At 41.9% G+C, this 26,664-nt stretch carries 18 protein-coding genes; 4 read left to right on the top strand and 14 right to left on the bottom strand.

The genetic code is table 11. The features are described 5' to 3' along the window. Position 1: 1 nt before the first annotated feature. The 13 genes from NC99_RS10615 to NC99_RS10555 all read right to left on the bottom strand — a co-directional run bounded on the left by NC99_RS10615 (position 2) and on the right by NC99_RS10555 (position 18,947). Positions 2–829, bottom strand: coding sequence for an RteC domain-containing protein (locus NC99_RS10615; protein ID WP_053183457.1), 828 nt, complete (start codon positions 827–829; stop codon positions 2–4). A 116-nt stretch (positions 830–945) separates the two neighbouring features. After that, positions 946–3,198 carry a GH92 family glycosyl hydrolase gene (locus NC99_RS10610; protein WP_082326430.1) on the bottom strand — a complete coding sequence of 751 codons (2,253 nt, stop codon included), beginning with the start codon at positions 3,196–3,198 and terminating at the stop codon, positions 946–948. Positions 3,199–3,379: 181 nt separating this feature from the next. Continuing rightward, positions 3,380–4,051, bottom strand: a complete 672-nt coding sequence (locus tag NC99_RS10605) for a GDSL-type esterase/lipase family protein (protein ID WP_053183453.1) — start codon at positions 4,049–4,051, stop codon at positions 3,380–3,382. Between the two features lie 5 nt (positions 4,052–4,056). After that, on the bottom strand, positions 4,057–5,535 hold the full coding sequence (locus NC99_RS10600) for a glycosyl hydrolase family 28 protein (RefSeq protein ID WP_053183452.1): 1,479 nt from the start codon (positions 5,533–5,535) through the stop codon (positions 4,057–4,059). Positions 5,536–5,538: 3 nt separating this feature from the next. Then, a complete protein-coding gene (locus NC99_RS10595; protein WP_053183450.1) occupies positions 5,539–6,438 on the bottom strand; it encodes a 3-keto-disaccharide hydrolase in 900 nt (299 codons plus the stop codon). Between the two features lie 9 nt (positions 6,439–6,447). Further along, on the bottom strand, positions 6,448–7,896 hold the full coding sequence (locus NC99_RS10590) for a glycoside hydrolase family 28 protein (RefSeq protein ID WP_082326429.1): 1,449 nt from the start codon (positions 7,894–7,896) through the stop codon (positions 6,448–6,450). A 42-nt stretch (positions 7,897–7,938) separates the two neighbouring features. Continuing rightward, on the bottom strand, positions 7,939–9,363 hold the full coding sequence (locus NC99_RS10585) for a glycoside hydrolase family 140 protein (protein ID WP_082326428.1): 1,425 nt from the start codon (positions 9,361–9,363) through the stop codon (positions 7,939–7,941). Between the two features lie 350 nt (positions 9,364–9,713). Beyond that, positions 9,714–10,406 carry a DUF3823 domain-containing protein gene (locus NC99_RS10580; RefSeq protein ID WP_082326427.1) on the bottom strand — a complete coding sequence of 231 codons (693 nt, stop codon included), beginning with the start codon at positions 10,404–10,406 and terminating at the stop codon, positions 9,714–9,716. Positions 10,407–10,459: 53 nt separating this feature from the next. Then, positions 10,460–12,373, bottom strand: coding sequence for a RagB/SusD family nutrient uptake outer membrane protein (locus tag NC99_RS10575; protein WP_053183444.1), 1,914 nt, complete (start codon positions 12,371–12,373; stop codon positions 10,460–10,462). 22 nt (positions 12,374–12,395) lie between these two features. Next, positions 12,396–15,845 carry a TonB-dependent receptor gene (locus NC99_RS10570; RefSeq protein ID WP_053183443.1) on the bottom strand — a complete coding sequence of 1,150 codons (3,450 nt, stop codon included), beginning with the start codon at positions 15,843–15,845 and terminating at the stop codon, positions 12,396–12,398. Between the two features lie 118 nt (positions 15,846–15,963). Further along, positions 15,964–16,944 carry a FecR family protein gene (locus NC99_RS10565; RefSeq protein WP_053183440.1) on the bottom strand — a complete coding sequence of 327 codons (981 nt, stop codon included), beginning with the start codon at positions 16,942–16,944 and terminating at the stop codon, positions 15,964–15,966. 103 nt (positions 16,945–17,047) lie between these two features. Continuing rightward, positions 17,048–17,626 carry an RNA polymerase sigma-70 factor gene (locus NC99_RS10560; protein ID WP_053183438.1) on the bottom strand — a complete coding sequence of 193 codons (579 nt, stop codon included), beginning with the start codon at positions 17,624–17,626 and terminating at the stop codon, positions 17,048–17,050. 88 nt (positions 17,627–17,714) lie between these two features. Then, positions 17,715–18,947, bottom strand: a complete 1,233-nt coding sequence (locus tag NC99_RS10555; RefSeq protein WP_053183436.1) for a site-specific integrase — start codon at positions 18,945–18,947, stop codon at positions 17,715–17,717. A 664-nt stretch (positions 18,948–19,611) separates the two neighbouring features. On the opposite strand from NC99_RS10555, the gene NC99_RS10550 reads away from it, so the two are divergent. Together NC99_RS10550 and NC99_RS10545 are read left to right on the top strand one after the other, a co-directional pair. Next, a complete protein-coding gene (locus tag NC99_RS10550; protein ID WP_204374966.1) occupies positions 19,612–20,013 on the top strand; it encodes a helix-turn-helix transcriptional regulator in 402 nt (133 codons plus the stop codon). Positions 20,014–20,034: 21 nt separating this feature from the next. Further along, the gene (locus tag NC99_RS10545) at positions 20,035–20,715 is read left to right on the top strand and encodes a nucleotidyl transferase AbiEii/AbiGii toxin family protein (RefSeq protein ID WP_204374965.1); all 681 of its coding nucleotides are present in this window, start codon (positions 20,035–20,037) and stop codon (positions 20,713–20,715) included. A 3-nt stretch (positions 20,716–20,718) separates the two neighbouring features. Here the strand turns inward: NC99_RS10545 and NC99_RS10540 are convergent, their stop codons facing one another. After that, positions 20,719–21,588 carry a helix-turn-helix domain-containing protein gene (locus tag NC99_RS10540; protein ID WP_157624773.1) on the bottom strand — a complete coding sequence of 290 codons (870 nt, stop codon included), beginning with the start codon at positions 21,586–21,588 and terminating at the stop codon, positions 20,719–20,721. Between the two features lie 234 nt (positions 21,589–21,822). On the opposite strand from NC99_RS10540, the gene NC99_RS10535 reads away from it, so the two are divergent. Together NC99_RS10535 and NC99_RS10530 are read left to right on the top strand one after the other, a co-directional pair. Then, positions 21,823–23,220, top strand: coding sequence for a sugar porter family MFS transporter (locus NC99_RS10535; RefSeq protein ID WP_053183493.1), 1,398 nt, complete (start codon positions 21,823–21,825; stop codon positions 23,218–23,220). 55 nt (positions 23,221–23,275) lie between these two features. Next, the gene (locus NC99_RS10530; RefSeq protein ID WP_053183429.1) at positions 23,276–26,584 is read left to right on the top strand and encodes a DUF5107 domain-containing protein; all 3,309 of its coding nucleotides are present in this window, start codon (positions 23,276–23,278) and stop codon (positions 26,582–26,584) included. The last annotated feature ends 80 nt before the right edge of the window (positions 26,585–26,664 follow it).

Genomic DNA, 26,664 nt, shown 5'->3' with positions numbered 1-26,664 from the left:
GTCATCGAAGCTTATTGTATATTCTTCGTTTCAGTATAGTCATCAAGTGAGTGAGGTACTTGACGGGATCAGATCTCTTAACTAATTGCTCCGGAGTTCCATAAATATGCTCCTGTAGCTCAATGTTAAACATCCACTCGAAGGCTTCAGCCAATTCTTTGATAGTGGCTTTGCCATCATTAACAGAGCCATCAAAATAGATGGCATAGAGGAGTTCCTGTACGTCTATTTTGTTTCCAGTCCATTTGAGGTTCGATTGGGGCAAATTATCTCCCTGAGAATGGTCCAGTTTTTTCATTTCGTTTTTGATGTATTCAAGGAGCATTTCGTTCGCCATGATGGTGGAAAACGTGTGGTCATGCCAGGAAAAGAAGTCCTCGTCCATCAGTGAGTGACTATCCTTCACTTCCAGAGGAATTTCTTTATTATCCCGCAGGAAATATTTTTCATCAAGATGACGGTGACCGCAACGGTAGTACTGGACTTTCAACTTGTGATCTTTCATGTACTTCAGAATCCTTTTTTGCTCCCGTCTAAAATATTTTCTGGCGCTTTTGGTGTCAAGCTCCATACGAATACTTTCCAGACCGAAAACAGCCTGATAGTAAATAAGCTTGCTGCAGACCGATGGTTTTATTTTCTTAAAAAACAGAATTTCCGATTTCTTATCAGGAAATCCCTTTTTTAGCACCAGCTCATGCAGATGATCCAGTGCCAGTTTACAACGACCGGTAGCATACTCTATTTGCTCCGGGAATTTATCCGAGATTTCACCTAATCCGGATAAATCATTCTCAAGGTCAGTAGCAATCTGACAATATGTTTCCATGGCTATGAATTAAACTGTTATTACTAAAATTTGCTTCTTCTACGAATCGCAATAGTTGCAGCAATTTTCACCAGTTTAGTTTCACTGCTAATCACACAAACTAAATTTGTATTTTCTCATTCCTTATGTACATGCTTGATCCCCCAATCCTTATTTGCTTTTGGCCCCATCTCCAGCACCAGCTTGCCGCCGGCGGCAACCGCTTCATGTGAAATAGAGGGTTGATTCAGTGTTTGACCAGTTAGTGTCGCCGACTGGATGTACTTGTTTTCAGGCGAAGCATTTTTGGCTTCTATTTCGAAGGTTTTACCGTTTCCAAGATCAACAGAAATCTTTTCAAATAAGGGACTGCCGATAGAATATTCCGGGTTTCCGGGTGTAACGGGGTAAAACCCCATTGCCGAGAACACGACGAAAGACGATATGCCTCCACCGTCTTCATCACCCGGAACGCCCATCAGGTCGTTGCGGAACCACTCATCGAGCAGCTTGCGCAGGCGTTTCTGCGTTTTCCACGGTTGACCCGCATAATTGTACAAATATGGGATGTGCAGCGACGGTTCATTGGCCATCGAAAACTGGCCGACATTGCCGGTGTGGTCGGGCAACTGGGCGTAAAAAGCATATTTTCCCCTTCCCAGCGGCTCGGTGAACATGGCGTCCAGGTTTTTGACAAACTCTTCTTTTCCCCCCATTAAGTTGATCAAATCCGGAATGTTGTGCTGAACGTCCCAGCGATAAATCCAGGCATTGTTTTCGCCATAGAACCCGCGGGCTCCCATTCCGCCGGAAAAGCGGTAATCAAAAGGTTCTATAAACTTCCCGTTACTGTCTTTGGGATGAAAGAATTTGGTTTCGGGATTGAACAGGTTCTGGTAGTTTAACGAAGCTTTGTCAAAATATTGCGCTTCTTCGGTTTTCCCAAGCTCTTCGGCGATTTGGGCCAAACACCATTGGTCGTATGCGGTTCCCAAAGTAACGGCAACGGGCTGGCGGCGTTCGAACGGATGTACTTCGGGAATGGTTTCCTCTTCGCCTTCACGGAGTGCCGGGATATAGCCATGTTCTTTGTAAAAAGCATCAAGCTCTCCGGCAGGTTTCCCCGACCACGGTGCCAGTGTTTTTTCCATAATGGCGCCCTTACAGGCCTGATAAGCTTTTTCCAGATCAAAACCACGCAGGCCTTTCCGCCAGGCATCAATCACCGAAGCCACGCCATGGTTGGAGTTCATCCGGCGGCTGTCACCTGTGATTTCAGGGAAAGTGGGCCACCAGTTGTTTTCCATCTGGCCGGCCATCAGTACAAATGAATGCAGGATGTCTTCTTCTGTTTGAGGATCAATTAAAATGCGCAGCGGATGGTGGGCCCGATAAGAATCCCAGATCCAGTCGTCGGTGTAAAACGGGCGGCCGTTGTCGTTGTGAACCTGTCCGTCGAAAGCGCTGTAGTAGCGGCCGTCTTCCGAGATACAAACTGGGCGCTCGTAGCAGCGGTAAAGCGATGTGTAAAATACAGTTTGCTGATCGTCGGTTCCACCCCCGATGCTGATTTTCCCCAAAGCCTTGTTCCAGGTTTCGCGTCCAGATGCCTGCAAGTCAGCTACCGTTTTGCCCGCCACTTCGCGTTCCAGGTTGGCTTTGGCCTGTTTTTCATCAATAAATGAAATGCCATAACGCAAGCTGACTTTCCCGGTTTCCTGTGGGTAATTCAAAACTAGGCAGGCATCGCGTCCTTCGGCATTGGCCGCTTCTGCCAAATTGCCTCCTTTGAGCGTGGAAACCTTCTGGGGTAAATCTTCCGGCACCATGTATAAATACACTTTCGTGTTGTTTTCGATCAACTGGTAACCGCTGATGGCTTTCCCGTCCCAGGCCATCGCGCCGTTCCGGGAATTCAATATCAGGTAAACCGGGGCTTCTTTTTCAAATTGAATTTCATAAGCTGCCGATTGATGCGACAAAGCAAAATCAACTTGGATGTCCTGCTCATCCAAATAAACTGAATAGGAATAGGGGGTCAGTTTTTCCTGGTCATAACTGTATGAAATGATTGGTCTCAGTTCGTTTCCTTCACCTTGGAAAGGACTTAAGTTGAAAGCTGAACTGCCGCGGTGGCTGGTCACCACCAGCGGAAGACCGTTCAGTTCAACCTCAGTATAATCCCTTCGTTCGGGATAAACCCGAAGCAGGCTGTTTGGCAGATGGATGGTCGGAAAGGTGGGCACCAGCAAGTGGCTGATGTTGCCCATGTACGGGTTCACATAGTCGACAGGCTGTTTGCTGTTTACATGTTCTTGCTGGGGTTTTGAACAGTAGGATAGCGCTACTATTGGCAAAACTAAAGCACCAATTTTTAAAATCAGTTTCATTCGCATAAATCGTTTTTAAATTGTTGAATTCTAAACGTACTCATGGAATAGCCATTTATGCATCTTCGGATGATATGAGCTTTTGCCCTTATGTCCATTTCATGGTATAATCTTTTTGGATGAATTTGTGGTATCAGCAAAATTAGTTGTTCCGATGCTGATTCTCCATTCTCCTTTCATCCTATTTTAACAAATGCGGTTCAATGATCGGCTGCCAAAGCTGATATCCTTTCTGATTCATGTGTAAATTGTCTTCCTTGAAAATTTCCTGTTTAGGCGTGCCGTCTTCGTTCAGCATGGGATGGTAAATGTCGATAAATGCCGTATTTTTCTTTTCAGCTAAAAAGGATTCGATCAATTTATTTGCTACCTCAAATTTTCCCATCAAGTGCACCCGGCTTGGGGAAGGCTTCATTGACACGAAAGCGACATGCGTTTCGGGAAGATGAGCCCTAATTTCAGCAAATAACCGTTCAAACCGGTCGGCAACAACTTCAGCAGATAAAGATTCTTCCCGAGCGAAATCATTTTCACCACAATAGATAACAATTTGTTTGGGCTGGTAAGGCAGGATAACATCATTGGCATAATAGATAAGATCGGGAAGCGCTGATCCGCCAAAACCACGATTGATAATCGGATAACCGGGGAAATAACCGGCCACGTCGTGCCAGAGGGTAAAAGTGGAACTACCAATAAAAAGTATCTGGCCTTTCTCGGGAAAAAAAATACTGTCTTGCTGCATGAAACGGGAAATCTGCTCTCCAAACGGGTAGGACTGTGCGTTGATGTGGACATTGGAAAAAATAAATGCAATTAGAATAAAAAGCCTGCAGAAAAAATTGAATTTCATATCTGTTATTTTTTTATTGTTTTTTTTTCAGGTTGCGGACGGACAAAAACTCTCCTTACATAAGAGTTACTGTGGATATCGTCCGTTGTCAGGACTTCCTGGTTGAAGAAAACATTTTCAAAAAGCACATCTTCTATCAGGTGCTCCTCGTCAAACCCCAGCAGTTCTACAATGAGCGAATCACCTGTGGCCCATATGTCTTTAAACACCACCCCCTGAATATGCCCCCGTTCTTTATCGCGGGTCCACACTGCCTTGTTGATCCACAAAGAGATAAATCTTTGTGTTTCTTCAATACGGATATTCTCGAAGCGTACATTTTTGACTAACGCTGCATCGGCATGAAAAATTCTGAGCGTCCACTCTCTTCCTTTGTCATGAATGATATCACAATCAGTAAACAGAACATTGTCAATGTCTTCACTGATTTCGGCACCAAGGCTCAAAGCGTGTGCGACCTCGTTCCATAAAACACATTTTCGGGTTACAATATTTTTCGTTTCACCTTCTCCTCCATCCGATTTGACGACTACCAGATCATCCAGTGTCCGGATGAAACAGTTCTCAACCAACACTTCGCGACTGTTGCAGATATCAATACCATCAGAATTTGCCCGATAACCAAGAAGCTTTAAATTATCGATGTGTACCCGGTCTGATCTTCTCACCGGGATGGTCCAGTGACTGGCATCCCTCAAAATAACGCCTTCTAGGTTTATATCAGCACCTTCCACAAAAATCATGAACCGTGAGTGGGTGGTGCAAAGGCTGCCATCAATAATTCCACGTCCCCTGAAAGTAATATTTTTGCCCTGAAGGTGGAAGGTAGGCGTATAAAGCCGGAGCCCGCTATAGCCGCTGATAGTATATGGTTCTTCCGGTTTAATGACTCCGCGGACAATGGCTCCGCCCGCAACATAAACTGTTTTGTTATCGCCAACAACCATATTGCTGACGTGGTGGATTCCGGGTCCGAAATAAATGACATCCGGATCATCCGCTTCTGGGACATTCTCCTCAAAAGCATTGGCAAACAGGTGCAGTGAGCGAACCCATTCGCCATTAATTTCGATCGTGAGATTAACTGGTGAAGCCACTTTAAATGAAACGGTTTTGCCTTCAACATGAGGGACAATCCCGGCAGACGAAGGCAGTATTTTAACTGAGTGGATATGTTCATGGTTAGTTACTTCAATGGTGACCTCATCTTTCAAATCAAAATAGGCGAATGCCGCCACTTCGAAATAATCGGCTGAATTTTTTTTGTCATCCATTGCTTTCCATCGCAATTGCTGATCTTTTGGCGCCACTTTAACCGAATATACCGGAACACTTTCACCTTCAATTGTCACCCGATAGTCCTCATTCAGTACTTCACCTGCCGGGGCAGGGTAAATCAGGTAGGATTTCCCGCCAGCATAAACTTGCCCGCTCAGAAGAAGGAGCATAAACAACATGTTGCGTATACAGGTACTGCTTTTCATAAATTACAGGTTAGATAGTGACTGAAATAGTGTTTTGAATTGATGTGGTATTCCTTTGATCTTCCTGATTTCAATATCCTTATAGAAGACCTCTGCAGCCTCGCTTTGTAGCTGGATCTTACCTTTTACCAGCGGTTTGAGTGTTTCCCCATCCCGGTAAACCGATTGTGAAAGGGCCATCACTGCATGGCCGTTAATGATATGGATACTTTTATCTTCAAAACAGATCAGCTCCACCTCGTTCCATTCCCCTGGTTTTTCGTAATCGGCGCTGTGCTGAACAAACCCACTCCTGTTTCCGCCTGCCCCCATCGCAGTATCAGTTCCGTCAGGATCAAAGATGCCCATATCGCTTCTGCTACCGGGATCTTTCATTTTTATGTGGCAGCCACTATTGGCAATAGCCCAGTAATCACCAAAACCGCCTTCCATTATCTGAAATTCCTGGGCCAACATCCATGACCGCCAGTAATCCACTCCGGCCTCTCCCCGCGAATGGTATAGTATCCCCGAGTCCATCGGTTCATTCAACCTCGGATCCCATTTTTTGGTTCCCCATTTTACCTTCATTTTCAGGTGGTAATTTTCAAAATCCTGTTTTGTAAAAACGCATCCGTAGATTTCCCCCGATATCCTTAGAACCGACACACCGTTTTGTTCAATTACCGAAAAAACATTTTGTCCTTTCTTATTATAACCGATTGGCTTTACAGGTTTCCCATCTTCATCTTGAGGAACCTTCCCGTTATAGCCGGTTTGATGTCTGTAGCTGAGGTAGGTTGCCCATGCTGTCAAATCTTTGTCAAGCAAACGGGTCCACTCTTCCTGCGCACTAAAGGAACACATCATACAGCTCAAAATCACTGTAACCGCTATTTTTATTGCCTTTTTACTTTTTCTCATTGCTTTATGCTACTTAAATGGTTTTGGTGCTATGTTCCTGATTTTTGCTTTTCCTGCATTTTTAATCGCATCCACCCCTGGCACAATGCGGTACGACAGCCCGTTTGAAAATATGTTATCCACCCTATCAAACCCCATCATAGGCCGCACCTCATTACCGGTGTAATCTAAACGAACATTTTCAAACGTAATATTATCAACGTTGCGCATATAAAATCCCCAAAACGGAAGCGGTCTTGATTCAGTGCGGGGTCTTTCGAAACCGCTTGTACTGAAGATAGCTTCTTCATTAACATGATAGGTTATCGACACATTTTTGAACGAGACATTTTTAAACCGGCTTCCTTCAGGCCAGGCCTCTACCGAACAGGCATTCCGGTAAATCCCGGTCGCTGTCACATTTTCCACCCGGATATCATTTCCATTGTTACCTTCGTTTAGCACGATGGTCAAAGCCGTTTGAACATCTCTGATCCGAGTGTCGTGAATAAATATCTGCTCCAGGTTTCCGGAACCGATCCCCCAGGCTCCCGGTTGCATGATGATCCCCGTCAGCGAATTGGTAACCAGCGGATTGTTTAATGAGCCCCGCCTGTGTCCAAAAACCCCGGGACCCGATATTTCGCAATCTTTAATTTCAAGCCCTGTTGCCGGCAAAATTAACCGCACACCATTGCATGAACTGTTGATCAGACAGTCTGAAATTAGTGTATTTTCCCAATATCCTCCTGCAATAGCATCATCACTGGTATAAATTTTACAATTTTCGACCTGTATATTTTTGCCACCCCTGATATGAATGCCGTCTGATCCTTCTGTTATCGTCAGGTTGCTCAATTCAACATCTTCGACATTAGCTCCAAGAATATTGTAATTTCCTGATCTCGAAATCCTCACATCAGATATTTTCACATTTGACGATTCGCCAATCAAAATTCCATGCGGTCCCCGAAATCCTTCTTCACCCTGCTTGTCAATAACAGTGCCTCCGTCAATTGTCCCGGTACCAGTGATGGTAACATGCTGCACATTGTCAAGCAGGATCAACGAACGGGACCATACTGAATTACCTTTGACAGGCAAATGAATAGGCCGGTCAGGGTTCTCCCGCCTGATGTTAAAACTTTTGTATAGCCTGGTATCGTTGGTGCCAAGTATGATTGCTTTGTTTTCAAGGTACAGCGTGACATTGCTTTGAAGCAAAATGGTGCCGGTAACAAATTTTCCCTCGGGTACCAGGACTACCCCTCCTCCGCTGGAAGCACAAGCTTCAATTGCGCGGTTGATAGGTTCGGTATTAATTGTAACACCATCTCCAACAGCACCAAACTCTTTGACGTTATAAACCGTCGCAGTGTCGCTTATTTGTTCGGGTTGAAAAGTACCGGCCAAGCAAAAGTCGGCGCAGCATATGGATAAAAATATAAAAATAGTCCAAAAAATATGTCTTTTCATCATAGCATATGGATATGTTTTTATGTGGGCTGAACTTTAAATGATTTACATTTGGGCAGCTTCTAAAATCAAAACCCAGTCGTTCCCGTGCTCCCCTGCTTCGCCCGGAGGATCAAACAGTTGAAAGCCCTTGTTCTCAACCGTGCCAATTTTTTCTATAGAACCTTCACGTGGATCAAACCAGGAAGCTGTCCCATTACGAATTAATTTGCTCAAATTGACACGCACTTCCTGCCCTTTGTTTAAGTACAACAAGATGTACGATTGGTCATTGCCAACGACTGCCCTGATATTGCTTTCGTTGAGAAAATTAGTGCCGTAGATGACAGACTGGTCGATATGAAAACTTCCCATTGGGTAGCGGGTGAAAAGTTTACTGACATGCTTCATATCATCAGCCCCGGGACGGTCCAATGCCCCGTCCCAGAATGTCAGGCAAGGGACGTGATATCTTGTTCCCGGTTTATACATTTGCCAAATAGCATTATTTCCGTAGGTATATCCAACTCCGCCGGAGAAAAAAGTCCAGTAAGCTTCCATGCGCACATCATAATCATCAAAGAAACCGTCCGGAAAGAAACTTTTGTCTTTTATCAGTCCATCTTCACCGATGACATCTTCTTTCTTTTTACCAAATTTTTCATAATCAAAATAATGCCAGAATAGCACCGGAATATCTTCATACGCAGGCTCGGAGTTTACCCACGGTTTTATGGGATCAAGTTGCTGAAACACCATCCCAAATTCATAAATTTCGGTTTGAAACTTTTTGAAATGGCCGCTTTGGATGGTGTTAAACGAAAGCCAGGGTTCATTGTGAAACCAGAAATGGGAGGATATGGGAGCGGTTGGGTGATAGGAGATCAGGTTATTTCCACTGCTTCCTTCCTGAAGGCCTTTTGCCATTGCTTCCCAAATCAAATATTCATCATCAGTATGCACATTTCGGTCGCCCCCCAGTATCCAGATCACAGGTTTGTTTTTGTATCTGTTTCCAAGAAAACGGCCGTAGGTAAATGCACTTTCAGTGCTGAAATTGGCTTTTCCGTCATCCCTGGCAACAACGTTATTGGCCCAGGTAGGGAGGAGCCCCATGAACATTCCTCTTTTTGCAGTCTCATTTACAATATAATCAACGTATTCAAAGAATTTTTCGTTTGGTTTTGACGGATCCTTATCCAGAAAAACGGCGTCTCCGTAAGCATTTGACTGATTAAAACCTCCCATGATTAAAGTAGCCTGAATGACTGTAAATCCTTTTTCTTTCCGGTTCTCCAGATAAAAAACTGACTCCTCCTTGTTCAGATCACTGAATAGGTCCCATGCGGTATCGCCAATCCACAAAAATGGTTTTCCTTCGCTGGTTTCGATAATTGCAGACTGCGGTTTTACCACTAGCTTTTGAGAGTAAGCTGCTACATTTGAAAGGAGTGAAATCAGTGTGAAAAATAGAATTTTATTGCTTTTCATTCGGTGTTGTATGATTAGTAATTAAAAATTCGCCCCGATTTCTTTCGGGCTACAAAAACTTTGGATATAAAATAGAGTCAGATAATATCTTGCACAAATAAAATCACAGCAAGCATAAACCGACAATGAGTCATTAAAACTTTATCCCAGATGAATATCTGAGTTTATCCTTGTCCGATAAAGAGCAGCATGATGTATGCAATCGTGCCCAATAATTGACCTTTACGGTTTGGTGGCTAACGAGGCTGCCCCCTTGCTTGAATACTTCACTCCAGATATCATTTTGTCAAAAATGAAATGTATCATATCGTGACTTTTTTAATCTGAGAAAGCAGCCTCGTTGAAAGTACCTAAATGGTTATTTTTATCGCGGGTGCATAATTAAATCTTGCGCCAGCGACGCTGCTGAGCGCTCCTATACGGAAATAGTATGATCTTCCAGCAATAAAATTTTGATTATTCAAATTGATCTGGAGAGTGTATGTTATATTAGGATCACTATTCAGATCTGTTGAACTCTCTGCTCTTACCAGGCTTGTATTTACACCGACTGCTACGTTCGGATGAGCATAAAGACCTATTCGGGCAACATTATCGGCAGTAGTCTTCTCAATTTTGAAAGTAGCTGTCACCATATTACCATTCTTGACAACAGACGCATCCTTTATTCTTAAAAAGGGTGTTACAGAAAAATCCAGTTTTGTACTTCCCTTGATTTCAAAGGTTTCTATTGGAGCGACTGGCTGAAAATTTCCCTGAACAGCACTGATGCGATACTCGCCTTCAAAAATCATACTGTTTCTATAGGTGCCGTCATTTTGAACCAACAACGTCTGTGTTATGTTTGTTGGGTTTTCCGCCCATCCAAGTTCAATTAGCTGGATTACAGTTCCCTGAACAATCTCACTCTGAACTGGTTCATTAGTCTCAACATCGATAAAGGTGCCATATAATTCTCCGTTTGGAGCATCATAATTATCAATTTCACATGATGATACAAAAATCAATACCATCAAAAACAAGATATATCTAATATTATTCATAACAATTGAATTAAATTTTTACAGAATGTTTTTGTCTCAAATAGAAGGGTTAATCATCCTGTTGGATTTTGGACTAGACCATTACCGGCAACATTAACAATCGGATAATAATACCAATCAATGGGGAATGGCCTGTCAACTGTCGCATGAAATAAATCACGGATAAATATATATTTTGGAGGACTAACACTTAAATCGAGTACAGGCAACATAGCCCAGGCCAGTCTATTATTAAAGTATTGATGATGCTCCCTTCTCCTTTTCATATCCGCATCCCTTTTGTTTTCAAATAGCAGTTCAACCCTTCTTTCACGAAAAACATTTTCCTTGGTTAAAGGGATTGGAGTCATAAAAGCCGCACGCCTTCTGATATCATTTAATGCTTTGGAGGCTTTTGCTGCATCTCCCAAGCCACTCTCAACCACTGCTTCAGCATAATTTAATAAAACCTCAGCATATCTCATGTCTATCCAGTCATTTGTGCCTGCGTTCCACTGAGCAGTTCCGGCTTCAGGAAGAAATTTGCGCATTGAGTACCCGGTTTTTGTGTTTCGGCTTGCTACACTAGAGTTCGAATTAAATCCTGAATAATCATCAGGGTTTTGTGCTCCCCAAGGCCAATAGGTAACGCCATTCACCGAAATTCCCTCAGAAGGGACTCCTGTCCTGATTTGCGGAGTGCCATCTGGCATAATTAAGCCGGCCTGTATCACTATCTTAACTCCTCGCATCATACTGCCAGGAAGAACTGTATATGCGTGCAATCGTGCATCCTTGTCTTTGAACGGATCCAAGGGTTCATCAAAATGCAAATAAGTTTTTGATGGATTGTAACCGTTATAGTCATTTACATCATTAGGATCTGTCGTCGTTATAATTGGTGCGCTCTCTCCAGGATGTGAATACTCCTCAAAAAGATCAACCGTCTCAACCAATGGATTCATACGCCCAGGGTATGGGGCCCCAGCCCTTACCTGTGCAGGACTGAACCAGAAGTTGTAGTTATGGCCCCTTCCAACAACGTTAAATCCTCTTAAAAAAATAGCCTCCATAGGAGCCACATTCGGATCCTGAAACATTTTTATATAGTTCTCCGTCGCTTCTCCCGGGGTTGAAGGAGTTGGTGCGTATAAAGAAAATTTTCCAGAATTCATGACAGCTTCAGATGCAGCAATGGAAGCTGCAAAAAATGCGTTTGCATCGGAAGCTTCCATCCCCACTAACTTTTTATCGACAGCTTCACCTTCCAGTGGGGCCAAATGCCAGTATTTAGCAAGTGATCCGGCATAAAGGCCAACCCTTGATTTTAGAGCCTGAGCAACCCATTTTGTAGCCCTTCGTCCGTCTTCATTTCCCCATGAGTCGGGTAAATTGGTAGCCGCAGCATCCAATTCTGACAAGATAAATTCATAGGTAGCTTTCTCTGTACTGCGGGGAACTTTCAAAGATTCTAAATCATTGGGATCATATTTTTGAGATTCGGTAATTAATGGTACCCCCCCGTAACGCATCGCTAATCCAAAATAAGCGTAAGCCCTTATAAAAAGAGCCTCACCGGTTATGTATGTTTTAGTCTGGTCTGTAACATCCAGCGTGGGAACTGCTTCCAAAAGTAAATTTACGTCCCGGATAAGACGGTATCCCTGTTCCCAATAATGGGGAGCCATATAGCCATTGGCCACTCCGTAATTGCCTAACCACTCGGTATGTATAGCTTCGTCGGTATACATTGCCCTGTTGCGTCCACCATTTGTGTTGGAATGCCACCCTTCTTCGCCATAACGGAAATCTTCGACCGGCATTTGATAATACAGATTGGCCAAATACAATTTCAACCCATTTGGATCACTAAATACATCTTCTATAGGCAGCTTGTCCTGCGGCTGAAGATCTAAAATATCATTACAGCCAGTGGAAGCAAAAAGTGTCAATACAAGTATTGCGACATATTTCTTTAAAGTCTTCATAGTTTTATGTTTATATTGGTAACTAAAAAGTTAGGTTAAGACCAATGTTGTAGTTTTTGGTTAATGGGTAGTTGTGCCCATAGGTTGCAGTCCCGGGACCGGCAGTCTTTTCAGGATCCAGTATTTTGGCCAATGGATCTTTGGTCCAGGTAAAAAGATTGAAACCATTCGTATACACCCTCAATCGCTGTATCCCTGCCGATTTAAGCCACAAAGGTTTAAATGTATACCCTAACTCCAAATTTTTTAGCCTTACATAAGTTGCATCTCTCCTCCATAAATCGCTCTCTACCCCTTTTTGCATGGTTTGTGTTCCATTGGGCCTCGGTGCAGGCCACTCACCCCGAATCCACTCACTATTGATATCATAGGGATCTGCCTGATGCCATCTATCCATAAAATATGCAGGCAAACTGCCTGAAAACCAAAACCATTCAGCAAGCGTTTCGGTATATCTCACGGTATATCCGCCTGCGCCCTGAAATAACATCGCAGCATCAAAACCTTTCCACTCCAAGTTGATCATAAACCCAAAGTTCAATAGTGGTGTAGTGCCAAACTTATAAGGCATTAAGGCATCTTCTCCATTGATAATACCGTCATTATTGATATCCTTAAACTTGTAGTCACCAGGCAACTCTCTGATACTGCTGAATTCTTGTAAAGGTGAGTTATTTATTTCTTCAAAACTTTCAAATTGTTTTTCTGTCTGATACCCACGCACGAAATTTGTCCATCTGTCCGGGGCATCTTCGCTCAACCACCGATCACGCTGGCTTAGAAATGGAGCCCGTTCGTTATAACGAACCATATTCCTGGCCCAGTTCATATTTCCACTGATCGCATAGGTAAACTCCCTGATGGTATTCCTGTGTCCAATAACAAGGTCAAAACCCGTCTGGCGGCTCTTGTTCAGGTTTTCCTGTGGTAAAGTTGTTCCAAAAGTATTAGGCAATGACACTGCCCGCGTAGAAAGCAGTCCCTTTTGCTCCCTGTTGTACACATCGGCGGTTATATCAAGCTTTCCATTCCATAAATTAAGATCAAAGCCAATGTCGGTTGTCTCGTTTGTCATCCATGATAACAAATTATTGGTGAGTGCCGGCGATTGAAGTCCATTTAGCTGTGTTCCATTAGTAAACTCCCAAAAGCTGCTCCCTCCAAAGGTAAACCCGGGTATATACTGAAATGGGTTGCCGGCATCTGTTCCCAATACCCCATATGATGCACGGAGTTTTAAATTAGTGATTGCAGGCACTTTGTTTTTTATAAAATTTTCTTCGGACATTCTCCATGCTCCGGAAACGACAGGAAAAAAACCAAACCTATTGTCAGGGTGATAACGGTATGACCCATTATAATTAAATGCAAACTCGAGCAGATATTTTTGGCTAAACGTATAATTCACTCGGCCAATATAACTTATTCTTGAATTTCTGTCTTCCCAACCATTGGTGGTTTGATTGGCATCACTTGCAAACCGAAGTTGATCATTTGTAAAAAAATCTCCATAATATCTTCTGCCTTCCAACCCGCGGCTCCACCCCTTGAACTCTTCAGCAACGACCATGGCAGCTATATCATGTTTTGCTCCAATTATGATATTATAATCAATTTTCGCACGCAACATATAATTGTTGCCTGTACTAGATTGGTTATATAAGTTTTGATCCGGCCTTCTGAACAAACCGTTGTATGTGTTATTTTCAGCATTGTAGGTATATGTATAAAAGCCTTTGTAAAGGTTCTTGTTCAAATAGTTTCCTTGGTCATATGATCCAGTACCGGTCAATATTAAGTTTTTAATAAACGGCACAGTATATCTCAGTTCAAAGCTTGATTGCAAATTTCTGTTTTCACTTTCGTTAAAACCGGTCAAATCTTTTTGAGAGGCAGCCAGCGGCGTTACACCTAAATTGGTTGTGGCAGGATATAGCGGATTATTGTTGGCGTAAGGATACTCGGTAGGGAGAGTTACAACAGTATTGCGGCTGATCTGTGGAAAACTTTCTCCTGGAGAGTACGCTTTATCGTACAGACCCGCAATGTTAACCCTCACCCTGAGACTTTTAGTAAGATCAGCAGTGATATTGCTTCTAACATTCGCCCGATCATACCCGATATCTCCACTTTTTAGCATTCCATTATCATTCACATATTCCAACCCTATATAATAAGTCACCTTTTCGTTACCTCCGCTGGCCGATAAATTGTGTTGCGTTTGAGTGGAATAATCTTTCATCGTCAAATTCCACCAATCAGTTCCTGCATATCCGGGAAGTGTTCCGTCCTGCCATTTCTGGAGTTCCTCCTTGGTATAAGCTGGTGAAGAAACCCTTCCAGGGTTGGAATATAATGCTGATTCGTTCAACATCGTCGTGTATTCAGCGGCAGTAGCTTGTCTTACACGGTCAGTCACAGTTGATAGACCTGTAACCATTTTATAATTGAATGTTGTCTTCTCTTTGCTTCCTTGGTTGGTAGTCACAATAATTACCCCATTTGCGGCTCCGATACCATAAATAGCAGCAGATGCATCTTTAAGGACGCTCACGCTTTCAATATCTTCAGGATTCAATCGCTGAAATGCTCCCGCATCATTCCTAATAATTCCGTCAATAACATACATAGGACTTCCAAATCCCCTAATCTGTATATTATTGTCGAACTGGCCAGGCTGTCCAGAGTTTTGACGGATATTCAGCCCAGCTACTTTCCCCTGCAATTTTTGGGCTAAACTTGAATGCGTGGCTATTTGGATTTCTTCAGACCGAACAGATGAAATAGCCCCTGTCAAATTACCACGTTTTTGAGTTCCGTAACCAACAGCTACAACTTCTTCTAAGCCTATTGCATCTTCGGTCATGGTAATGTCAATAGTTGACTTGCCCAAAACATCAATCTCTTGCGTCTTCATCCCTACAAAAGAGAATAATAAGGTAGCGTTTCCCGGAACATCTGTAAGTGAATAGTCTCCTTCAGAGTCTGTTATTGTACCTTTGGTTGTTCCTTTAATAATAATAGTTACACCGGGCAGTGGGACACCAGAAACTTCAGTTACTTTTCCAGAAACAGAAACTTTAAGGATCTGTTGAGAGACAGAAGCTCCTCCAGGTGTAAGAATGATATGTCGGTCCCGAATAGCTGCATTCACTTCGGCTTCACCAAACAGCCTTCTCAGGATCACATCAATTTGCTCATTTTGGGCAAAAATATCAACCTTTTTGTGAACATCGATCAATTTATTGTCATAAAGGAAGTAGAAGTCACTCTGATCTTCAATCTGAGAAAGTACATCCTTTATTGTGACATTTTTCATGTCCAAGGTTAGTCGTGTAGATTGCGAGTAGCCGTTTCCTGCTAGTATTTGCAATGTACTGATTAAAATAAGAAATAGAGAAATTCTCATAGTTCTAAAAATTTTTCTACACCCAGCGAAAGCCAGGCATAACAAATTCATCTTTTTTTTCATAAATTTGGGTGTTTAAATTACTAAAATTTAATCTGCTCATTTGGGCAATTTGAAAGGAGGTGTGGGAGCACTTCCTTTCTTTGTTAATGATTTTTAATCTCTCATAGGCATATACAATTTAATTTTTACCGGTTATAATTACCTTTTCCCTATTTTTAGTTTGGGTGGTTCTATCAATTGTAGCCGGAATTAATTCGGCTTTAATAGGTGAAGCTAATTCTAGCAATGCCAGAATCTGGTGCAACGATTCATTTTCAAAAGTCGTAGATATCTCATAATTTAAGATTTTTGGATCAGCTAGTTTTACTTCAATCCCAAACCAACGTTCAAGCCGAAGGGCCACTTCAGATAAAGGGCATTCATCAAAAATCATTTTACCCTCATGCCATCCAATGTATTTTTCTACATTTTCAGAGGAGACCTTGGTTTGATGGGTGGTTTTATTGACCGTGGCTCGTTCTCCTGGCTTTAGGATTATTTCTTTTCCAGTTCTGGATCCAACCGAACTCAATCTTACTTTCCCTTCTGCCAAGACAACTTCGACATCTTTATCCTCAGGAAATGCTTTATAATTGAAGCGGGTGCCCAGAACAGTTACATTAACTTTTCCTGATTCCACCTGGAACGGTTTTTGTTGATCTGTCTTTATTTCAAAAAATGCCTCCCCGACTAGTTTAACGCCCCTCTCTTTCAAACCAAATGGCATGTCGTAAATAATTGTACTTTGAGCATTTAACCAGACTTTAGATCCGTCAGGCAATACAATTTCCGACCGTATTCCTGAAGGATTGGAAATTTCCTGGGTGGTAAATTGCCCGATATCTGGTTGAACCCTCAGATTATAAAAAAACAAGGTAGAAGCTATAAGTAATGGAACAAAAAGAATCGCTGCCACCCGGGTAAATATATTCAATACCCGAACACGGTACTCCGTTTTTTGAATCTGGCTTTGTACTTGTTTAAATGCTTTTCGGCTATCGATTTTATCAATTGAATGAACAATCTGTTCAGCCTCCGCAATTTGTGCCTCCACATTTTGTCCTTGCCTTGTTGTAAGAAAACTTCTAAAATGATTTGCTATTTGAGAATCCTTTGCCATTCCTTTATTTTCTGAGAATCGATATAAATACGACTGAAAGGATAAATGCACGTACGCATTCTGAAAAAAAATAAAAATGATTTTTCGAAAACAAGAAATTCTGCTAAATTCCTAACAAGAACAACAAACCTACATAGTCTTTCAATTCCACACGAAGCACTTTCAGCGCTTTGCTGATTTGGGTTTCAACTGTCCGTTTTGAAATATTTAGCTTTGCCGCGATTTCCTCATTCTTCAGACCCTGAATCCGGCTCATTATAAAAACTTCCCGGCATTTCTCAGGCAACAGGCCTATTCCATGTTTCAACTTTTCCTGAAGATCAGAGCTGATGAATATATCAGTATCATAAGCCAAATGATGCTTCGACAATGCCATCATCTCATTAATATACTTCTTTTCAATTTTCTGATGTTTTAGGAAATCGAGGCTGCCGTTTTTTACTGATAAAAAGAAATAGCTTTTTAACGAATCGCGTGGAACCAGTTGCTTATGTTTCTCCCAGAAACGAACAAAAAAATCCTGAACAATCTCTTCTGCATCTTCGGTATTGGCAGTATATTGTGAGGCATACATCACCAAGCCTGGGTAGTAAAAGTGAAATAACAATTCAAAAGCAGTTTGATCCCCACTCTTTAAACGAACGATTAAATCTTTTTCCAGTATACCTTGAATGATTTGCATGATTACAAATTTAGAAATATAGTTTAATACTCAATATAAAAATAAACAGGTTTGTTATCCATCCTTCTGCTTTGAAAATTTCTATCTCCTATTTATCGATACTCTTGCACAATGTCAATTTTAGTTTTCTCATATCCTCACTGATCTTCTTCTCCAAAACTTTCGCATAGATTTGAGTCGTTGAAATGCTTTTGTGCCCCAGCACCTGGCTAACTGTTTCAATTGGGACACCATTGCTCAAGGTAACTGTGGTCGCAAAAGTGTGACGGGCCAAATGAAAAGTCAGGTTCTTTCTTATCGCGCATAAGTCGGCAATTTCTTTTAAATAGCTGTTCAACTTCTGGTTTGAGATTAACGGGAATACTCTATCTCTACTGATTGATCTGGGATGTTTCTGACACTTGTTAGCTATTTCCAGTGCTTTGGGTAGGAGCGGAATTCTCAGCTTCGTATCTGTCTTTTGCCGTTTTGAAAAGATCCAATATTGGCCATCTATTCCCAAATTGATTTCATCCGGGCTCAGGTTAATTGCGTCAATATAGGACAAGCCGGTATAGCAACTGAAAATAAAAACATCCCTCACAATTTGTAACCGTTCGACTTTGAGCTTCTTGTTTTCAATGGCATGGAGTTCTTTTTCCGTTAGAAACCCGCGATCAACCTTACGAAAGCTAAGTTTATAGGAATCAAACGGCTTCTGGGTGATCCATCCCAGGCGAAACCCGAGGTTAATCATTTTGCGAAACCTTTCCTGGTGTTTCATCACCCCGTTGTTCCCGATAGGCTTCTGGTGATCCAATGGCTGGTAATTTCTCAGGAAATATTCAAAATCAGTGATAAACTTGTAGTTGACCTGTACCAGATAAATATCCGAAGCCTTGAATTTCTTTTTCAGGAACCTTTCCAGATACTTTTTTGTGGTCCGGTAATTTTTCATCGTTCCAGGGGAAAGGACACTGGCTTGCGTGGTATTGTGATAATCCACCAGTTCGATCAGTGTGTGTTCGTCAGAATCACCCAGGAAAAGCGCTTTAATATTTTCCGGGGTAATCTTCTCTTTGTTGATCTGCAACTCGCGGTAAGCATCGGTCAGTTGCGAACGGACATGCTCCAGATAACTGTTAAACTTTTTGGATTCCGGACTAAAGCCCTTTGCCATTCCGCGGGCTTTATTCCATTCTTCGACTGCAATGGTTTTCTTCAGGGAAATCTCGATCCTGCGGGTCTCCACGGTAATCCGGGCGTAAACTAGTCCCTTGTCTCTGTCCTTTTTGCCAGTCCGGATAATGAACTGAATACCAAAGGTGTGGGTTGTTTTCATATCATTTAATTTTTATCGGTTTAATCCGTTTTAGTTGCTTCAGTTGAAAAACAAGGTCAAAAGACTCACCGGAATTCATCAAAACCGGTCAAAAATCATGGTCTATAATCACAAAATTGACCTTTATTAACAACTGAAAAACAAACGATTAATCCTTCCTGGTGAGTTCGAAGTTAAATAAAAAAAAGACTCACCGTTTAACTCACCTGAATTGTGATATTTTCTGATATGAATTGATATGGCTAAAAACAAAAAAGCCAGTAAATCATACAATTTACAGGCTTTTGATGCTCTTTGATTTCCCAATTTGTCGGGATACCAGGATTCGAATACACCTTTATTTCGAACTGAATATCAAAAGGTTACAAGACCGCTAAAAAACCAGGTCACCTTATAGTTCACATGCATTAGAACGCATTCAATATGACGAAGTTAAAGCAAATATTTTTAAAAATAAAAAGAAATTGGACATAACTTTCACGTTATTACTTTCAGCAATATCCAAACTTCTACCGCCACCTCACATTTTAATTCAACTTGTAAAAGTAAACAAATTTGTTTATTTTTGTATCGGAAGGAAAATATCGCAATGAATACTAATATTTCAATTATCAAAGGAATACATCCTGGATTAATCCTGGACCGGGAACTTAAAAAAAGGAGGTTGTCGAAAAAGCAATTCGCAAAATCGATTGACGAGTTTCCCCAAACCCTGGGAGCAATAACCAAGGGAAAACGACGGATCAACCCTTCTTTGTCTCTAAGGATTGGAGAAAGGCTGGATATAGACGAAAGCTATTTCTCGATTTTGCAGACCTATTATGACATTGAACAGGAAAAGAGAAAGCAACGGAAAAACCTTCACCCTGATCTATCAAAAATACGGCCGGTCGTATTTTGGGATACGGATATAGACAAGATCGATTGGATAAAATACAAGCCAAGTATCATCACACGGGTTTTTGAACGGGGCAATGAACAGGAAAAACAGGAAATTACCCGGTTTTATGGAAAGGAAGATGTTTCTGCGGTTTTGAAACAAAACAAAAACCTTTTGACCTCCTAAATTCAATACAAAAAATTATCCTTGAATCCGTTGTCTATGCCTCGCAGATTACACTACAATACAGTAACTCCCATACTCCTATCCACTTTAAAATCATTAATGGCTTCAGAAGTATTCAGTTCCTTCAGGTTGGTTGGAGGAACTGCATTGAGTCTGCAATTAGGGCATCGGGAGTCTGTTGATATTGATTTATTTACTGACATAGAATATGGCACAGTGGACTTCGAATCAATTGACAAATACATAAGAACAAATTTTTCATATGTCGATACGATTGATTCAGAAATCGTGGGATTTGGAAAATCTTATTATATCGGCGAATCAAAGAATCAGTCCATTAAACTCGATCTATTTTACACCGACCATTTTATCCGGAAACCACTGTTAACCGACGCGATTCGTCTTGCTGATATTGATGACATTGTGGCAATGAAAATAGATGTCGTGAGCCGGAGAGCCCGGAAAAAGGACTTTTGGGACATCCATGAACTTCTGGAACATTATAGCATAGATCAAATGCTGGAACTTCATGAGGAACGCTATCCGTATGGACACAATAAAAAGGAAATCCTGGCTAATTTTTTAAGCTTCGAACAAGCAGATACCGATTTTGACCCGATTTGCCTGAAAGGTAAATATTGGGAAGTAATCAAACTGGATATTCTGGAAGCATTAGAAAAGAATAAACCGAAAATGACATAATTATCACCTCCTCCTGAACTCGCGGGGTGACATGCCCATTACTTTTCGAAATTGGCGGGAAAAATAAAACTGATCATCAAATCCCGCCTCTCGCGCGACCTCTACAACGGACAGATTGGTACTGTCGAAAAGCTTGCAAGAATGTTGGATTTTTAGCTGAATGAAGTAGTTAATAGGAGAATGCCCGGTACGACTTAAAAACAGGCGGGAGTAATGGGAAGCCGACAAATTCACGACATGAGCTAATTCTGAAAGTCTAAATTTACAACTCAGATTTTCCAGCATAAAGTTAATACTCAGATCTACTGGGTCCTTCGCAATTTGCTCATTAACCATCCTATATCTTTCCAGGTAAGTAAAACTGGCTAGCAGGCGTGGTAGACATAAGTTAACGTATTCCAACGTTTCAATACTGAATCCACGCTCCAAATTCTGGAAGATCTCGCTAAAAAGCCCTATTCGATCATTGATCCTCGAAGTTTTACTTCGCTCTATAAAAACTGGCTGCAACAACGGTTTCGAAATTTGTCTGGCCTTGTTTCCGGCAAAATGAATCCAATATATAGACCAGGGATTTCCTGAATCTGCGTAATAAGCGTGTGGTACGCCCGCCGGGATGATAAAGAAGTGATCAGGAGCCAATTCAAAACTTGATTTTTCAGTCTTTATTACACCAAGTCCTTGGGTATTGTATATCAAAATGAATTGCTCTATTCCTTTCGTTCGCTCCCTGAAATGATGCCCAGCGTGAGGGTAATAACCAATATCGGTTGTATACAGATCCGAAATCATTGGATTGTCTTTAACCATGTTCAAAATTTTTTCAGGAACCACATAACTTAACTGTCCCGGAAATCCATCTTGTTTCCTCACAATGTAGAATTAATTAATATTGTCAATATTCAGCAACAAATAAACGAAATAAAGAGATGCCATAAAAGGCTATAAAGACAAATAAAACAATGCGCTAACGTGACATTTTAGTCTTTGACATTAGACTTAGTTGACAACTAAAGATAGTAAGATCATCCATATTTTGATAAAATGGGGCATTTCCAACCTCCTCAGACATTCCTAGTTTTACAACAGCTATTAAAAGTCAAAAAAATGAACAAATCAACACTTAACAATCGCTTCATTCTTGGAATCACCATGGTATCAGCCATGGGCGGACTGCTTTTTGGATACGACTGGGTGGTTATTGGCGGAGCCAAGCCATTTTATGAGCGCTATTTTGACATCATATCTTCGCCATATCTCCAAGGCTGGGCCATGAGCAGCGCTTTGATTGGCTGTTTAGTTGGTGCTCTTGCTTCCGGATATATTTCGGAACGCTACGGGAGAAAGCTTCCTTTAATCTTCGCCGCTGCTCTATTCACCATCTCTGCCATAGGAACAGGTGCGGTCAGTCACTTCACACCATTTATTATTTACCGGTTAATCGGTGGTGTAGGCATTGGCCTGGCATCGGCAATCTCTCCGATGTATATTGCAGAAATTTCACCGGCATCAATCCGTGGCCGGCTGGTTTCGATTAACCAATTGACCATTGTGATTGGCATTCTGTCTGCTCAAATAATAAATTACCTGATTGCCGACAAGATAAAGCCAGGTGCCACGGATCTTGAAATCATTCAATCATGGAATGGGCAAATGGGCTGGCGATGGATGTTTTGGGCGGAAACATTCCTGTCAATAAGCTTCTTTCTTTTAGCTTTCTTTATTCCTGAAAGCCCACGATTTTTATTGAAAAAGGGGAAAGAACAGCAGGCCCTACAAATTCTCGAGCGCATAGGCGGACGAGACTACGCCGTAGCCGAAGAAGAAAATATTGCAAAAACCTTGAATTCATCCAACTCAAAAGCAGACTGGAGACAACTTCGATCAAAAAAGATGCGCCCCCTACTCGTCTTGGGAATCATACTGGCAATATTTCAGCAATGGTGTGGCATCAACGTGATCTTCAACTATGCCGAAGAAATCTTTACCTCTGCAGGCTATTCCGTTGGGGACATGCTGTTCAATATTGTCATCACAGGAGCTGTCAACCTCATATTTACCTTTTTTGCCATGCGGATGGTTGATAGCTGGGGGCGTCGCAAATTGATGCTTTTTGGGTCAGCAGGACTCGCTTTGATATACTTAGCTCTGGGAAGTAGTTATTTCTTTGAATTAGAAGGGATGGCTATATTGATATTGGTATTGATAGCAATTGCCACTTACGCCATGACACTGGCTCCAATTACCTGGGTTGTCCTTTCCGAGATATTTCCAAATCGCGTGCGGGGAGCGGCCATGGCAATCGCCACAACAGCACTTTGGACGGCGAGCTTTGCGCTTACTTACACGTTCCCTATTCTCAACAGTCTTCTGAATGCCAGTGGAACATTTTGGTTATACGCATTGATCTGCTTTCTCGGCTTTATGTTCATTTTTAAAAGATTACCGGAAACCAAAGGCAAATCTTTGGAAGAAGTAGAAGCAGCTTTTCAATCGAAAAACTGATACAGACAGGCCTGTCTCGATATAATTCAATTCAAAAATTTTATTCATTCTTATTATGACAGTAAAAGCTTGGTATGAAAAAGTAGTAATTCCAACCTACGGAATTGGCAAACCAGAAAAAAACCCAATGTTTCTGGAGAAACGTGTCTATCAAGGGAGTAGTGGTGTGGTGTATCCCCATCCGGTGATTGAAAAAATTGAAGATCAAAAGCAAGACGTGGAATGGGACGCCATTTTTCTAGAAAATCAGTATCTGAAAATAATGATCCTACCACAATTAGGTGGACGCATTCAAATGGCCTACGACAAAATGAAAAAACGACATTTTGTGTATTATAATCAAGTAATTAAACCAGCCCTGGTTGGTTTAACGGGTCCATGGATATCGGGTGGCATCGAATTTAACTGGCCACAACACCATCGGCCATCGACCTATGAGCCAACCGATCACCGGATTGAAAATTATGCCGATGGTAGTGTAACGGTTTGGTGCAACGAACTGGAGCGTATGTTCCGAACCCGTGGAATGGCAGGGTTTACGTTACATCCTGACAAAGCATATCTTGAAATAAAGGTGAAACTATACAACCGTACTAATCACCCGCAAACCTTTTTGTGGTGGGCCAATCCAGCCGTTAAAGTGAATGATGATTACCAGTCGATATTCCCGCCTGATGTAAATGCAGTGTTTGACCACGGGAAACGGGATGTTTCCGAATTCCCAATTGCAAAAGGGACCTACTACAAAGTTGACTATTCTCCGGGAACGGATATCTCACGTTACAAAAACATTCCAGTACCGACCTCCTATATGGCCATTACTTCAGACTACGACTTCGTTGGCGGATATGAAAATGATAGCAAAGGAGGTTTGCTCCATGTAGCCAACCACCATATTTCGCCCGGAAAAAAGCAATGGACCTGGGGGCACAGCGACTTTGGGCAAGCATGGGACCGCAATCTGACCGATGAAGATGGTCCTTATATTGAGTTAATGTGTGGTGTTTATACCGACAACCAGCCCGACTTTTCATGGCTGATGCCGGGAGAGGAGAAGTCTTTTAGCCAGTATTTTATGCCATACCGTGATTTAGGAGTGGTGAAAAATGCGACAAAAGACGCAATGCTTAACCTGGAAATCAGGGATGGGAAATTGACCATTAAGGTTTACACGACTGCCGCGTATCCAGCCGGAAAAATCTTGCTTAGCAGCGAAGGAAAACTACTTTTGGACGAAACAGTCGATTTTCATCCGGAAACATCCTATGAAAAGATACTGGAGCTTCCACCAGAAGTAAACCCTGAAAAATTAATGATTTCTGTTTTAACTGCGGATGGGAACTGCCTTGTGAAATGGTCGACCGAACCGACAAAAAAGCGAGAAATACCAGAAGCTGCAAAACCAGCAAAGGCCCCAAAAGAAGTGGACAGCAATGAACAGCTGTACCTCAACGGCTTACACCTGGAACAGTATCGCCACGCCACTTATGATCCTCGCCCCTACTATGAGGAAGCTCTATCACGTGATTCAGGCGATAGCCGATGCAACAATGCGCTTGGACTTTGGTATTTGCGTCGTGGACAGTTCAAGAAAGCAGTAAAGTATTTTCAAACAGCCATCGAAACACTCACTGACCGAAATCCCAACCCCATTGATGGAGAACCATTCTTCAATTTAGGACTAACCCAGCGTTACATGGGAGATCCAGATCATGCCTACCAATCGTTCTACAAATCGGTTTGGAACGCTGCCTGGATGGATAGTGGCTACTTCCAGATTGCCCGGATTGAAACACTAAACAAAAAGTGGGAATCTGCCCTTGAAGTCATTAATCGATCATTGGTACGCAACTGGCACAATCACAAAGGACGCCAATTAAAAGTGAGCATACTTCGCAAATTGAATCGAAAGGAAGAGGCCATTGCGTTGTGCAATGAATCGTTGAAACTGGATCAGTTTAACTTCAGTTTGCATTTCGAAAAGTACATAATTAATGACGATGTTGATGCATTGACTGAAATGAAGAAATTGATCCGTAAGAATATTCATAATTACATTGAATTTGCACTGGATTATGCTTACGCCGGCTTATATGAAGAAGCAGTTCAACTGATTAATCTTGGTATTGATGAGCAGGAAGGCGGCGACATTTATCCTATGGCCATGTATTATAAAGCCTGGTTCTTGTCTCAGTCAGGAAAAGAAACCGAAGCAAATGCAACTTTGGCGGAGGCTTTGGAGTTATGTCCCGATTATTGTTTTCCAAATCAGTCTGAGGCTGTTGTAACCCTTCAATGGGCTACCAATCAGAATCCGAACGATTACAAAGCGCTTTACTATCTGGGGAATTTCTGGTATGCTTTCAAAAACTTTGATGAAGCGGTCACATGCTGGGAGAAATCTGTCTCTATCAATTCGAACTTCCCAACTACACACCGCAATCTTTCGCTGGCATATTTCAACAAACAGGGCAATACAGAAAAAGCATTGGCTTCGCTTGAAAAGGCTTTTGAGCTAGATAAAAATGACGCCAGAGTCTTGATGGAGCTGGATCAACTATACAAACGGCTAAATCATGCGCCCAAAGAAAGACTGAAAAAACTTCAACAGTACCGATCTCTTTGTGATGAACGTGATGATCTCTTTTTGGAGCTTGCTACGCTATACAACATCTTGGGTGAATATGAAAAAGCTTTTGAATTAATCATGTCACGTCAATTTCACCCATGGGAAGGAGGAGAAGGGAAAGTAACTGGACAGTATGCTTTCAGTTTGACAGAGATGGCTAAAAAAGCAATTGAAAATGCCGAATTTAAAAAAGCTGAGGAGTTACTGTTAGATGCTCGTAAATATCCCGTAAACCTGGGCGAAGGAAAACTTTATGGCGCCCAAGAAAATGAATTATTGTATTGGTTAGGCGTAGCCTGCGAAGGAATGAATGACGCCCCAACAGCAATAGCCTTTTTTACGGAAGCTTCGCGAGGATTGAGTGAAGTGTCAGCCGCAATGTTCTATAACGACCAACAGCCTGACACAATTTTCTATCAAGGTCTCGCCCTGCAAAAGTTAGGGAAACAGGCTGATGCTAACCGGTGCTTTGACATGCTTATAGATTTCGGGATGGAGCATTTAAATGACGAAGTGAAGATTGATTATTTCGCCGTTTCGCTTCCTGATCTGCTAATTTGGGAAGATGACCTAAAACTGCGCAATTACCAACTTTGCCAATACTTGATCGGATTAGGGAACTTGGGCAGAGCCAACAAAGAAAAGGCTTGGGCTGCGTTTAACGAGGTTTTGAAAATTGACCAAACACACCAAGGCGCATTAATAGGTATCAAATATCTATCTCTTGAAGTATAGTGGATCTACAAATAAGACAAAGGTGGGAATATAATCGTGGCAAACTAACCACCTCTGTCTTATTCTACAAACAAATGCCT

Source organism: Sunxiuqinia dokdonensis (assembly GCF_001270965.1).
GTDB lineage: Bacteria > Bacteroidota > Bacteroidia > Bacteroidales > Prolixibacteraceae > Sunxiuqinia > Sunxiuqinia dokdonensis.
Note: the sequence above shows the minus strand (reverse complement) of the source record. Positions and strands in the feature narration are given on the sequence as shown.